Origin of the sequence: Pseudomonas sp. NPDC085632 (genome assembly GCF_044541255.1) — a bacterium.
Taxonomy (GTDB): domain Bacteria; phylum Pseudomonadota; class Gammaproteobacteria; order Pseudomonadales; family Pseudomonadaceae; genus Aquipseudomonas.
In genome coordinates this window covers 115,003-127,077 of the sequence record NZ_JBITSX010000005.1, presented here as the reverse complement: position 1 = coordinate 127,077, position 12,075 = coordinate 115,003, and the positions used below count along the sequence as shown (strand labels likewise).

At 60.4% G+C, this 12,075-nt stretch carries 13 protein-coding genes; 6 read left to right on the top strand and 7 right to left on the bottom strand.

The window, feature by feature from the left end:
- Positions 1–8 precede the first annotated feature (8 nt).
- From ACIF4X_RS06695 to ACIF4X_RS06675, 5 genes are all read right to left on the bottom strand, one after another.
- Positions 9–1,166, bottom strand: coding sequence for a phosphatidylserine/phosphatidylglycerophosphate/cardiolipin synthase family protein (locus ACIF4X_RS06695; protein WP_397481466.1), 1,158 nt, complete (start codon positions 1,164–1,166; stop codon positions 9–11).
- Between the two features lies 1 nt (position 1,167).
- Entirely contained in the window at positions 1,168–1,758 is a 591-nt protein-coding gene (locus ACIF4X_RS06690) for a YceI family protein (RefSeq protein ID WP_397481465.1), read from the bottom strand.
- A gap of 206 nt (positions 1,759–1,964) precedes the next feature.
- Positions 1,965–2,261, bottom strand: coding sequence for an amidase (locus tag ACIF4X_RS06685; protein WP_397481464.1), 297 nt, complete (start codon positions 2,259–2,261; stop codon positions 1,965–1,967).
- Positions 2,258–3,331, bottom strand: coding sequence for a serine hydrolase domain-containing protein (locus tag ACIF4X_RS06680; protein ID WP_397481463.1), 1,074 nt, complete (start codon positions 3,329–3,331; stop codon positions 2,258–2,260). The genes ACIF4X_RS06685 and ACIF4X_RS06680 overlap by 4 nt, the downstream gene beginning before the upstream one ends.
- Positions 3,332–3,512: 181 nt before the next feature.
- The gene (locus ACIF4X_RS06675; RefSeq protein ID WP_397481462.1) at positions 3,513–4,391 is read right to left on the bottom strand and encodes an acyl-CoA dehydrogenase; all 879 of its coding nucleotides are present in this window, start codon (positions 4,389–4,391) and stop codon (positions 3,513–3,515) included.
- 153 nt (positions 4,392–4,544) lie between these two features.
- On the opposite strand from ACIF4X_RS06675, the gene olsB reads away from it, so the two are divergent.
- Together olsB and ACIF4X_RS06665 are read left to right on the top strand one after the other, a co-directional pair.
- Positions 4,545–5,300 (top strand): L-ornithine N(alpha)-acyltransferase, encoded by a 756-nt coding sequence (gene olsB, locus ACIF4X_RS06670; RefSeq protein ID WP_007916280.1) that lies wholly within the window; start codon positions 4,545–4,547, stop codon positions 5,298–5,300.
- The gene (locus tag ACIF4X_RS06665) at positions 5,300–6,091 is read left to right on the top strand and encodes a lysophospholipid acyltransferase family protein (RefSeq protein ID WP_397481461.1); all 792 of its coding nucleotides are present in this window, start codon (positions 5,300–5,302) and stop codon (positions 6,089–6,091) included. The genes olsB and ACIF4X_RS06665 overlap by 1 nt, the downstream gene beginning before the upstream one ends.
- A 124-nt stretch (positions 6,092–6,215) precedes the next feature.
- Here the strand turns inward: ACIF4X_RS06665 and ACIF4X_RS06660 are convergent, their stop codons facing one another.
- Entirely contained in the window at positions 6,216–6,794 is a 579-nt protein-coding gene (locus tag ACIF4X_RS06660) for an ACP phosphodiesterase (protein ID WP_397481460.1), read from the bottom strand.
- Between the two features lie 170 nt (positions 6,795–6,964).
- Here ACIF4X_RS06660 and ACIF4X_RS06655 point away from each other — a divergent pair, with 170 nt between their 5' ends.
- Genes ACIF4X_RS06655 through ACIF4X_RS06645 form a run of 3 tightly spaced genes read left to right on the top strand, consistent with a single transcriptional unit; the run spans position 6,965 to position 9,546 of the window.
- On the top strand, positions 6,965–7,267 hold the full coding sequence (locus ACIF4X_RS06655) for a helix-turn-helix transcriptional regulator (protein ID WP_007917068.1): 303 nt from the start codon (positions 6,965–6,967) through the stop codon (positions 7,265–7,267).
- 34 nt (positions 7,268–7,301) lie between these two features.
- A complete protein-coding gene (locus ACIF4X_RS06650; protein ID WP_397481459.1) occupies positions 7,302–8,468 on the top strand; it encodes an MFS transporter in 1,167 nt (388 codons plus the stop codon).
- A gap of 28 nt (positions 8,469–8,496) precedes the next feature.
- The gene (locus ACIF4X_RS06645) at positions 8,497–9,546 is read left to right on the top strand and encodes an alkene reductase (protein ID WP_397481458.1); all 1,050 of its coding nucleotides are present in this window, start codon (positions 8,497–8,499) and stop codon (positions 9,544–9,546) included.
- Between the two features lie 472 nt (positions 9,547–10,018).
- On the opposite strand, the gene emhR is transcribed toward ACIF4X_RS06645, so the two are convergent.
- Positions 10,019–10,651, bottom strand: coding sequence for an efflux system transcriptional repressor EmhR (gene emhR, locus ACIF4X_RS06640; protein ID WP_007917080.1), 633 nt, complete (start codon positions 10,649–10,651; stop codon positions 10,019–10,021).
- Positions 10,652–10,917: 266 nt separating this feature from the next.
- On the opposite strand from emhR, the gene ACIF4X_RS06635 reads away from it, so the two are divergent.
- Entirely contained in the window at positions 10,918–12,075 is a 1,158-nt protein-coding gene (locus ACIF4X_RS06635; protein WP_397481457.1) for an efflux RND transporter periplasmic adaptor subunit, read from the top strand.

Sequence of the window (12,075 nt, the reverse complement as noted above, 5' to 3'; positions counted from 1 at the left end):
GTGAGCGACTAGCCGCGACGATCGAGGATATTGACCACCACCCGATCCACCCAGCCCCAAATCCGCTGCTTCACACGCCGCCACAACGGCCGGCGCTGCCACTCTTCCAGACTCACCTGCTGACTCAGCCCGAAGTCCTTCACAAAACTCGCCTCTACCGCGGCCGTCAACGACGCATCCAGCGCCTCCAGATTCGCCTCCAGATTGAAACGCAGGTTCCAGTGGTCAAAGTTGCACGAGCCGATGCTCACCCAATCGTCCACCAAGACCATTTTCAAATGCAGAAAGCACGGCTGGTATTCGAAGATCTGCACCCCGGCCTTGAGCAGTCGCGGATAGTAGCGATGCCCGGCGTAACGCACTGACGGGTGATCGGTGCGCGGCCCGGTCAGCAGCAAGCGTACGTCGACACCGCGCGCGGCAGCCTTGCGCAGGGAGCGGCGGATTTTCCAGGTGGGCAGGAAGTACGGCGTGGCCATCCAGATACGTTGCTGGCCGCTGTTCAATGCACGGAACAACGATTGCAGAATGTCGCGATGTTGGCGCGCATCGGCATACGCCACACGGCCCATGCCCTCGCCCTTGTCCGGCACGCGCGGCAATCGCGGCAGGCCGAAATGCGCGGCCGGGCGCCAGGCGCGGCGGTAGCGGTTGGCGATCCACTGGCGATCAAACAGTAATTGCCAGTCGATCACCAACGGGCCGCTGATCTCGACCATCACTTCATGCCATTCACTGGTGTCATGCCCCGGCGTCCAGAACTCGTCGGTGACGCCCGTGCCGCCGACCACCGCCAGACGCTGATCGACCAAGAGCAATTTACGGTGATCACGATAGAAATTGCCGACCCAACGCCGCCAGTTCAGCCGATTGTAGAAACGCAGTTCCACCCCGGCGTGAGTCAGACGCTGGCGCAGATTGAGGGTGAACGCGAGGCTGCCGTAATCATCGAACAGGCACCGCACGCGCACGCCACGTTCGGCCGCCAGCACCAGTGCTTGCACGATGGTTTCGGCACAGGCACCAGCCTCGACCAGATACAGCTCAAGTTCGATCTGTTCCTGCGCACCAGCGATCTGTTCAAGCATGCGCGGAAAGAATTGCGGGCCGTCGATCAACAGCTCGAAACGGTTGCCGTCCCGCCAAGGAAACACCGCGCCGCGCATGTCAGCGCGCCGTGAAGATCAGCACCGCACCCACCGGCACCGATAGACTGATAGCCGACAGATCGGCGAGTTTGCGCAGGCTTTCCAGGCCAGGCGCCAGATCAAAATCTTCGGCGTTGATCACCAGCGGTTCCAGAGTGACCACCTGAAAGCGTCGATCATCGAGCCGCGTCGCCAGCAGCTCGGCCGGGTATTCGTGCTGCTTGCCGTGCAGATTGACGGTCAGCGGCAGGCGCAATTCCAGCTGCGCGCCGGGGGCCAGATCGTTGATCGGACGCAGGTCGATCTGAGTGGTGATGGTCGCTTCGGGGAATTGCTCGATCTGGAACAACTCTTTGCGCATGCGCTCATCGCGCAGCGGGATGCCGCTGTTGATCGAGTCCATCTCGACCTCGACTTCGGCGCGACCGTTAGGGTCGACCTTGCCGTGCAGCACCAGAAAGCGCTGCACTTCGGAAATGTGGGCGTTTTTGGTGCTGACGAACGACAGCCGCGACGACTCGCCGTCCAGGTACCAATTGGCCTGCGCCGGCAGCGCGACGGCGGCAAGCAGCAGGCTGGACAGGGTTGCACTGAGGGAGCGGTTGAACATTGAACACTCGTGGGGCCGATAAACCTGCACGAACCTTAACCGCCCACGCCGTTATTGCAAACTCAGTCGCCACAAATCTATCAATTGTGGGAGCTGGCTTGCCAGCGATGGCGGTGTATCAGTCACACAAAAATTGCCTGTGCCGGCGCAATCGCTGGCAAGCCAGCTCCCACAGGGGTCTCTATTTACAGGAGGATTGCGGGTTTTCAGGGGTTCAGGCGGCAGCCTGAGCGTTCGCTTTGCCACTGGGCGCGATTGCTGCGGCCCATGCCGCTGACGGTAATGGTTTTGCTGGCGGGATCATCGGTGAACTGGCTGGTCGGCAGCCATTGTTTGACATAGCCACGGCAATATTCGGAATCGTTGTTCATCACGTAACGGCACGAACAATATTCCTTGGCGGTGTACGCACTGATGATGTCCGGGAAGGCCCACAGATTTTCGCGCTCGTAAACGCCCCAGCCAAGCAGCAGGACCAGCATCAACAGCAAAAAGCGCTTCATGGCTGCACCGCCTTCAACACACGCTTAAGCAACTCGTTGTGGCGATAATTGCCGTCGCGATCATCAGCGTAACGCACGATCACCAGCCTCTCGCTAGGAATCACGTACAACGCCTGGCCCCAATGACCAAGCGCGGCAAAGGTGTCGGGCGGTGCATCGGGCCACGGTGACAAGGCGCCATCCGCCGGACGATTGAGCCACCACTGACCGCCCGGGACCGCTTCATCCTGATGAGCCTTGTAACCGGCGAAGGGTTTAAGGTTGAACGCGAGCCAATCGTTGGGCAGCAGTTGCCGATCATTCCAGCGCCCGTCGCGGGCCATCAACAAACCGACCCGCGCCAGATCCCGCGCGGTGAGATAAGCATAAGAAGACGCGACAAACGTGCCGCTGGCATCGGCTTCCCACACGGCGCGACGGATGCCCAACGGCTCGAACAATGCCGTCCACGGGTAATCCGCATAACGCTGAGGGCCGACGATCGTTTTCAACGCTGCCGCCAAGAGATTGCTGTCGCCACTGGAATAACGGAAGGCCTGCCCCGGCTCGGCGTAGGCCTCGTGATCAGCGGCAAATGCAGCCATGTCACGATGACCACGGGTGTAGAGCATCGCCACCACCGAGGATTTCAGCGGGGCATATTCATAGTCTTCCTGCCAGTCGATACCGGACGCCCAGTGCAGCAGATCGGCGATCTTTATCGCCGGGTGTTTGGTCAGTGGCGGGTAAAACTTTGCGGCAGGGTCTTCGAGTTTGAACAGGCCTTCGCCATACGCCACGCCGAGGACGGTGGCCATCAGGCTTTTACTGATTGACCAGGTCAGGTGCGGGGTTTCTTCGGTGGTTGGGCCGGCGTAGCGTTCGTAGATGATCTGGCCGTCACGGATGATCAGCAGGGCATCAGTGCGGATGCCTTGGCGGGTGGCGTCGTCGCGGGGTGGGAAGGCGTAATTCTCCAGCGCCCCGGTATCGGTGATCGTCGTGCCGATTGGCCACTGCTCGCCGGGCCATTGTTCGGCCTGAACGGTGAGGCTGATCAGCAGCAGGAACAGCGACAGGCCTTTGCACATGAGGAGGGCTCTTGGGGAGAACCTGCTGAGATTAGTCGGGACTCATGACAAATTTGAGATTTTGCTTTTCCATGAAATCGCCATCGCTGGCAAGCCAGCTCCCACAGGGTTCTTGAGTGGATACAAATTTTGTGAATACCTGTGAAACCTGTGGGAGCTGGCTTGCCAGCGATGGGGCCAGTCAGGACACCACCAGTGCGTTGGCCAACCGCTTGGCCCGAGCGCCGGAGGCCAACTGCATCACGCCTTGATCGCGCTGCCACATCTGCGCCCATTCTGCCGGCCCGTCAGCCAACGCCTGGCTCACCTCCCCCTCCAGCGCATCAAACTGCGCAAACAACCCACCCAACAACACATGCCCAGCCGGATTGTTCGGTGGCTGCCGACTCGCCTCGGCACACCCGGCCAACAATGCCAGCAAGCGCAATTGCAGCGCCTGCGGCCAGTCACTGTCCTGCCCGACGCCATATAGCCACGCGGTCATCGCGCTCAATACATAGACATCTTCAAGGGTGCGAAACGGTTTGACGTAGGCGTCCCAACCATCGCCGGCCAACAACTCGCACAACGCGTTATCAAGCTGCAGCCGACCATGGCTGATGTCCGGCATCAACGGCAGCGCCGGCAGTTTCTCCACGGTCACGCCCGGTTCGCCGGGATACACCACCGCCAGACTCAAACGTGGCGTTTCACCGGGCTCTTCACTGCGCGCAGCGATCAGCAACCAGTCCGCCGCATCGCCGGCCGTGACGAAATCCTTGCGCCCAGTCAGGCGCAAATCGCTCAGCCGTGTCTGCATGTCCGCCGGGCGCAAACTGCGCTGTTCGGTCGCACACAACGCACCGAGGCTCAGCGGTGCACTCGGCCACAACATGCGCAATGCCGCTTGGTAACCGACCAGAAACGCCAGCCCCGGCGTCGCCATTCGCCGCCCGCCCGCGACCGCCAATTCGAACGGCGTGACGCTGCCCAACTGCTGCAACAACGTCGCAAAACCCTCGGCCAGGTCAGCAACGGCGGGCAATCGGTCACGGCGGTGCAGCAGATCTGGCCAGGGCATCAGAGGCTCCTTGTGGGCTGTCATATAAGCATCACCGAACGTTCATGGCGATGACACCGGGGCTACATAGCCTGACTTTGCACAACACGGCTGCATAAAGAAAGTCGATCGGCTGCAACCCACGACGGGTTAAAGGCCCGTACGGAGATTCACATGACTCAGATCGCCCGCATCAGCGACACCGGCAATGAACGCCGCCTGCAAGCCGAACGCCTGATCGGCGCCGAGGCCTTGCAACAAGCCCAGGCCCTGCGTTTCAACGTCTTCAGCGGCGAGTTCAACGCCAAACTGAAAGGCGCAGAACTGGGTCTGGACATGGACGACTATGATGTTCACTGCAGCCACATCGGCGTGCGTGACTTGAACACCGGGCGTCTGGTGGCGACCACCCGTTTGCTCGATCACACCGCCGCCAGCAGCCTCGGCAAGTTCTACAGCGAAGAAGAATTCAGCCTGCACGGCCTCGCGCATTTGCAAGGCCCGATTCTGGAAATCGGCCGTACCTGCGTGGACCCGGCGTATCGCAACGGTGGCACGATCGCGGTGTTGTGGGGCGAGTTGGCCGAAGTGCTGAATCAGGGCGGCTACAGTTATTTGATGGGTTGCGCGAGCATCCCGATGCAGGACGGCGGCATCCAGGCCCACGCGATCATGCAGCGTCTGCGCGAACGGTATCTTTGCACCGAACACCTGCGCGCCGAGCCGAAAAATCCGCTGCCGACGCTGGATATTCCATCGAACGTGATCGCGGAAATGCCGCCGCTGCTCAAGGCTTATATGCGCCTGGGCGCGAAAATCTGCGGCGAGCCGTGCTGGGACGAAGATTTCCAGGTCGCCGACGTGTTCATCCTGCTCAAGCGCGACGAACTCTGCCCGCGCTATGCCAAGCACTTCAAGGCGGCCGTGTGATGAGCCGGCTGCGGGTGTACGCGCGGATCGCGCGGGTGCTGCTGGTGGTCTCGCTGGGGTTGACCATGGCCAGCGTCTTCGGTGTATTTGAACGGATTGGTTTGGCACATTCGATGGAGCGGCGCCAGCGCTGGTCGCGCTTCTTCATGGCGCGCCTGAGCAACGCCCTGCCCTTTCGCGTAACCGTGCACGGTGAACTGCCAAAACAGCCGATGCTGTGGGTCAGCAATCATGTGTCGTGGACCGATATTCCGCTGCTCGGCATGCTCACACCGCTGTCGTTTCTATCCAAAGCCGAAGTGCGCACCTGGCCGGTGGCCGGTTGGCTCGCGGCGAAGGCTGGCAGCCTGTTCATCCGTCGCGGTTCGGGCGACAGCCAGTTGATCCGCAAGCAGATGACCCGTCACTTGCAAACCGATCACGCGTTGCTGATGTTCCCGGAAGGCACCACCACCGACGGCCGTTCGCTGCGCACCTTTCATGGTCGCTTGCTGGCGGCGGCGATTGATTCCGAAGTGATGCTGCAACCGGTGGCGATCCGTTATCTGCGTGACGGCGAAATCGATGCGCTGGCGCCGTTTATTGGTGACGACGATCTGCTCTCGCACCTGATGCGTTTGTTCAGTAATGATTGCGGCGATGTCGAAGTGCACCTGCTCAAGACGATTGCCTGTCAGGGTCGTGAGCGTGCGGCACTGGCGTTCGAGGCGCAGCAGGCGGTGCAGAAGGCGTTGTTTGGATCGATTCCAGAAACCCGACAGTCGCCAATGCGCCCGGCAATCGCTGCCTGAAACACAAATCCTGAAATCACCTTGGCCCCTGTGGGAGCTGGCTTGCCAGCGATAGCGGTAGACCAGCCGTCACGAATGTTGAATGTGCTGACGCCATCGCTGGCAAGCCAGCTCCCACAGGGATTCAGGGTGTTGGTGGGGATTGTGCAAAGTCCTGAAGTTTTGGGTAGAAAAGCCGGAAGTCTTCACTCAGCGGCTCATACAAACGCCGCAATTCCTGCATCGCCCCCGCCAGTTCTTCCGGCCGGGTCAATCGCCGCGAGATCCCGCGCAACACCTGCTCCAGCACTTCAAATTGCTGATACGAACCCAACCAGTCATTGGCGACCATGTGCGGGGCGATCTTCGCCAACCGCTCGGGCAGTTGCCGCTCGTGGGTCAACACTCGATAAACGTCAGCGGTGAAAACCTCCAGCGGCTGGTCGGCATACATTTTCCAGTCCCGCGCCAGGCAGTGGTCGAAAAACACATCGAGCACGATCCCGGCGTAACGCCGGCGCGTGTCGGAAAACCGCCCCAAGGCGATGTCCACCAGTGGATGGCGATCAGTGAACACGTCAATCCGCCGATGCAGTTGAATGGCCGCCTCGACCTCCGGGGCAAACTGCCCTTGCAGCCGGCCTTTGACGAAATCGCCATACAGACTGCCGAGCAGTTGGCCGGGGCGCTGGCCACCGAGGTGTAAATGTGCGAGATAGTTCATGGGCGCAGCTTAGCACTGCGGCCGGCCAACCATACATCCATGTATCGTTATAACGCGATATACCAATTTATGCTGACGTCAGATCAAAATCATATTGGTGTATCGCGATCTAACGATTTATATTTCGCCACATCGCGATATAGCGTTGTACACATTGTGAGTCCCCTGCCATGAACCTCGACCTCGACGAAATAATAAAAGCCCTGGCGCACCCAGTACGGCGAGACATCCTCAACTGGCTGAAAGACCCGAAGAACGAATTCCCGGAACAGTTGCACAACCACGAGTACGGCATCTGCGCCGGGCAGATCGATCAACGCTGCGGCCTGTCGCAGTCGACTGTTTCCGCACACCTCGCAACGTTGCAGCGCGCCGGTCTGATCAGCAGCCAGAAGGCCGGGCAATGGCACTTTTTCAAACGTAACGAGGACGTGATCCAGGCGTTCCTCAGCACCCTCAGTAAAGAGCTCTGACCCTTAACGTCAGCCAGCCGACAAGGAAACCTGCATGCCCCTCTCGCTACTCATCCTCGCCTTGAGCGCCTTCGCCATCGGCACCACCGAATTCGTCATCATGGGCCTGCTGCCCAATGTGGCGGCTGACCTCGGTGTATCGATCCCCGGCGCCGGCTGGCTGGTGACCGGTTACGCCCTGGGCGTGGCCATCGGTGCGCCATTCATGGCCATGGCCACCGCCAAACTGCCGCGTAAAGCCGCACTGGTGGCGTTGATGGGCATCTTTATTGTCGGCAACCTGTTGTGTGCCATGGCCAGTGATTACAACGTGCTGATGTTTGCCCGCGTGATCACGGCGCTGTGCCACGGTGCGTTCTTCGGCATCGGTTCGGTCGTCGCGGCCAACCTGGTGCCGGCCAACAAGCGTGCTTCGGCGGTGGCGTTGATGTTTACCGGCCTGACCCTGGCCAACGTCCTCGGCGTGCCGCTGGGTACCGCGCTGGGTCAGCAATATGGCTGGCGCTCGACCTTCTGGGCCGTCACCGTCATCGGTGTGATTGCGCTGATCGGCCTGATCCGCTTCCTGCCGGCCAAACGTGACGAAGAGAAGCTCGACATGCGCGCCGAACTCGCCGCCCTCAAAGGTGCCGGAATCTGGCTGTCGCTGAGCATGACCGCGTTGTTCGCCGCGTCCGTGTTCACCCTGTTCACCTACGTCGCTCCGCTGCTCGGCGAAATCACCGGTGTGTCGCCGCGTGGCGTGACCTGGACGCTGATGCTGATCGGCCTGGGCCTGACGGTCGGCAACATCATCGGCGGCAAACTCGCCGACAAAGGCATGGCCGCCACGCTGATCGGCGTGTTCATCGCCATGGCCGTGGTCTCCACCGTGCTGACCTGGACCAGCGTCGCGCTGATCCCCACCGAAATCACCCTGTTCCTCTGGGCCACCGCGTGTTTCGCCGCCGTACCGGCGCTGCAAGTCAACGTGGTGACCTTCGGCAAAGCCGCACCGAACCTGGTTTCGACCCTGAATATCGGCGCGTTCAACGTCGGTAACGCCCTCGGCGCCTGGGTCGGCGGCAGCGTCATCGCCCACGGTTACGGCCTGACCAGCGTGCCGCTCGCCGCCGCCGCGCTGGCGGTGCTCGCGCTGCTGGTGACGCTGATTACTTTCCGTCAGAACGGCAATGCCGATCTGGCCCCGGCAACTAACTGATTACTTTCCACTTACGAGGGTTGTAGACATGGCAACTATTTTTGATCCGATCAAACTCGGCGACATCGAACTGGCCAACCGCATCATCATGGCCCCGCTGACCCGCTGCCGCGCCGACGAAGGCCGCGTACCGAATGCGCTGATGGCCGAATACTACGTGCAACGCGCCTCCGCCGGCCTGATCCTCAGCGAAGCCACTTCGGTGACGCCGATGGGCGTTGGCTACCCGGACACCCCGGGCATCTGGTCCAACGATCAAGTCCGCGGCTGGGCCAACGTGACCAAAGCCATTCACGGCGCTGGCGGCAAGATCTTCCTGCAACTGTGGCACGTCGGCCGGGTTTCCCACCCGTCGTACCTCAACGGTGAAGCGCCGGTGGCACCGAGCGCGATCCAGCCAAAAGGCCACGTCAGCCTGGTTCGCCCATTGGCCGACTACCCAACCCCGCGAGCCCTGGAAACCGCTGAAATCGCCGACATCGTCGACGCCTACCGCACCGGTGCAGAGAACGCCAAAGCCGCTGGTTTCGATGGCGTGGAAATCCACGGCGCCAACGGTTACCTGCTCGACCAGTTCCTGCAAAGCAGCACCAACCAGCGCACCGACAACTACGGCGGTTCCCTGGAAAATCGTGCGCGCCTGCTGCTGGAAGTGACTGACGCGGCGATCGAAGTCTGGGGCGCTGGTCGCGTGGGTGTGCACCTGGCACCGCGCGCTGACTCCCATGACATGGGCGACGACAACCTGGCGGAAACCTTCACCTACGTCGCACGTGAGCTGGGCAAACGCGGCATCGCGTTCATCTGCTCCCGTGAGAAAGAAGGTACCGACAGCCTCGGCTCGCAGTTGAAAGAAGCTTTCGGTGGCCCGTACATCGCCAACGAACGTTTCACCAAGGACAGCGCCAACGAGTGGCTGGCCAGCGGCAAGGCTGACGCTGTGGCGTTTGGTGTGCCGTTCATTGCCAACCCGGATCTGCCAGCGCGTTTGAAGGCGGATGCGCCGTTGAATGATGCGCGTCCGGAGCTGTTCTACGGTAAAGGGCCGGTCGGTTATATCGACTATCCAGCGCTGTAATCAGTAGAAACACAAAGCCCCCGACTTGTGAGAGTCGGGGGCTTTTTTGTGTTCGGCGGGAGAGTGATTGCGCGGCTGAGTACGTAGCCCCTCACCCCAGCCCTCTCCCGAGGGAGAGGGAGCCGATCGGGGGATGTTCGAAACCTGAGTTCGGCTGGATATTTCAGGTCGGCGTAACTCGAAAGAACACCTCGGTCAGCCCCTCTCCTTCTGGAAGAGGGAGCCGATCGGGGGATGTTCGAAACCTGAGTTCGGCGGGATATTTCATGTCGGTGTAACTCGCAAGAACACCTCGGTCAGTCCCCTCTCCCTCTGGGAGAGGGCTAGGGTGAGGGCAAGCGGCTCACACTCATTCACACAGAAGACACAAATTCCCTACAAAATGCCTAGCTCGCTACGTATAAACTCCCCGCCGCAAACGTATATCAAGGCAGGCCAATTGACATAAGCTGTGCCAATTACGCATTTTGTTTCATTTGCGCAGGCTGGGGCTCAGGCGCAGCATATCCAACCCGGTATCGACCCAGCGCTCGGCCTCGGCATGCAACTCAAAGCTGTCCGGCGCCAAAAGCCATCCATACAGAAGGCCATCGATATAGCTGTGAATGCTGATGGCCGCACGGGCGGTGTCGAGATCTTCCGGCAACTGGCCGCGATTTACCGCATTACGCAACGTCAGAGCGATGCGCTCGTTGCAATCGAGACTGACGTCCCGGCGCTGCTGGCGCAAATCGCACATTTCATCGGTGAACTCGCACTTATGAAACAGAATTTCGTTGATACGCCGGGTTTTCGGGTCCAGCGCAACTTGATGAAACAAATGAATCAGCAGTTGGCGCATGCAGCCCAATGGATCGAGCTCGTCTTCACTTTCGCTGGCTCTGGCCAGTTCATCCAGCGGCTCACGCAGCGAATCGAGCATCGCCTGCACCAGATCGGCCTTGTTGCTGAAATGCCAGTAAATGGCACCGCGCGTGACGCCGGCCAGGGCCGCGATATCCGCCAGGGTCGTGCGCGCAACCCCCCTTTCATAAAAGGCTTTCTCTGCCGCTTCCAGAATCTGGCTGCGGGTTTCCTGAGCTTCCTCTTTGGTACGACGGACCATGGCAGTAAAACCTCAAACAGGATGTTTCAGGGATGGCTGAATATCCGCTGAATAAAGAGGGGGCGATCTCTCATGAATCGGCTCCCCGGCCTACAATTTCAAACCTTGCGACGTTTTTTGTAACAGGGTGGATACGACGCCAAGGTGTTTACAAACAACCATGAACGTAAGTATATTCCTTAGCAAGCTACTTATCCACCCGGTACTCTTTTTTTACCCTTCCACACTTCTTGTGCGCTTTTCGCGCGCCTGACCCGAGGATTTTCATGCAATTCAAGCCAGCTGTTACCGCTCTGGTCACTGCCGTCGCCCTGGCATCGCTGCTCAGCGGATGTAAAAAGGAAGAAGCGGCACCGGCCGCTCCGCCCCCTCAGGTCGGCGTCGTCACCCTGCAACCACAAGCGTTTACCCTCACCTCCGAACTGCCGGGCCGCACCAGTGCGTTCCGCATTGCGGAAGTTCGACCGCAGGTCAACGGCATCATCCTCAAGCGTCTGTTCAAGGAAGGCGGCGACGTCAAAGCCGGCCAGCAGCTGTATCAGATCGATCCGGCGGTCTATGAGGCGACGCTGAAAAGCGCCGAAGCCAGCCTGCGTTCGACCAAGTCGATCTCCGACCGCTACAAGCAACTGGTCGATGAGCAGGCCGTGAGCCGTCAGGAATACGACACCGCCGTGTCCAACCGCATGGAATCCGAAGCCTCGCTGCAGAGCGCGCAGATCAACGTGAAATACACCAAGGTGTACGCGCCGATCTCCGGCCGCATCGGCCGTTCTTCGGTCACCGAGGGCGCACTGGTCAGCAATGGTCAAGCCGACGCGATGGCAACGATCCAGCAACTGGACCCGATTTACGTCGACGTGACCCAGTCCTCGGTTGAACTGTTGGAACTGCGCCGTGAGCTGGAAAGCGGTCGCCTGCAGAAGTCCGGCGATACCGCCGCAGCGGTCAAACTGACCTTGGAAGACGGCAGCCAGTACAAGCTCGACGGTAAGCTGGAATTCTCCGAAGTCACGGTCGATCCGACTACCGGTTCGGTGACCTTGCGCGCGGTGTTCCCGAACCCGGATCACACCCTGCTGCCGGGCATGTTCGTCCGCGCCCAGTTGCAGGCCGGTGTTAATGCCGCAGCGATTCTGGCGCCGCAACAAGGCGTGACCCGCGACCTCAAAGGCACGCCGACCGCACTGGTCGTCGGCGCCGACAACAAGGTCGAACTGCGTCAGCTCAAGGCCAGCCGCACCGTCGGCAGCCAGTGGCTGATCGAAGACGGCCTGAAGGCTGGCGATCGTCTGATCACTGAAGGCCTGCAATACGTGCGCCCAGGTGTTCAGGTTAATCCGACCGAAGCGACCAACGTTGGCAAAAAGAACCCGGCCCCCGCTCAGCCTGCTGACAAAGCCGCTGGCGGCAAAGGGGAGTAA

Bases quoted from the DNA above. Each gene is read 5' to 3' on its own strand.
- ACIF4X_RS06695 (WP_397481466.1), bottom strand. From the start codon at position 1,166: ATGCGCGGCGCGGTGTTTCCTTGGCGGGACGGCAACCGTTTCGAGCTG.
- ACIF4X_RS06690 (WP_397481465.1), bottom strand. From the start codon at position 1,758: ATGTTCAACCGCTCCCTCAGTGCAACCCTGTCCAGCCTGCTGCTTGCC.
- ACIF4X_RS06685 (WP_397481464.1), bottom strand. From the start codon at position 2,261: ATGAAGCGCTTTTTGCTGTTGATGCTGGTCCTGCTGCTTGGCTGGGGC.
- ACIF4X_RS06680 (WP_397481463.1), bottom strand. From the start codon at position 3,331: ATGTGCAAAGGCCTGTCGCTGTTCCTGCTGCTGATCAGCCTCACCGTT.
- ACIF4X_RS06675 (WP_397481462.1), bottom strand. From the start codon at position 4,391: ATGCCCTGGCCAGATCTGCTGCACCGCCGTGACCGATTGCCCGCCGTT.
- olsB (WP_007916280.1), top strand. From the start codon at position 4,545: ATGACTCAGATCGCCCGCATCAGCGACACCGGCAATGAACGCCGCCTG.
- ACIF4X_RS06665 (WP_397481461.1), top strand. From the start codon at position 5,300: ATGAGCCGGCTGCGGGTGTACGCGCGGATCGCGCGGGTGCTGCTGGTG.
- ACIF4X_RS06660 (WP_397481460.1), bottom strand. From the start codon at position 6,794: ATGAACTATCTCGCACATTTACACCTCGGTGGCCAGCGCCCCGGCCAA.
- ACIF4X_RS06655 (WP_007917068.1), top strand. From the start codon at position 6,965: ATGAACCTCGACCTCGACGAAATAATAAAAGCCCTGGCGCACCCAGTA.
- ACIF4X_RS06650 (WP_397481459.1), top strand. From the start codon at position 7,302: ATGCCCCTCTCGCTACTCATCCTCGCCTTGAGCGCCTTCGCCATCGGC.
- ACIF4X_RS06645 (WP_397481458.1), top strand. From the start codon at position 8,497: ATGGCAACTATTTTTGATCCGATCAAACTCGGCGACATCGAACTGGCC.
- emhR (WP_007917080.1), bottom strand. From the start codon at position 10,651: ATGGTCCGTCGTACCAAAGAGGAAGCTCAGGAAACCCGCAGCCAGATT.
- ACIF4X_RS06635 (WP_397481457.1), top strand. From the start codon at position 10,918: ATGCAATTCAAGCCAGCTGTTACCGCTCTGGTCACTGCCGTCGCCCTG.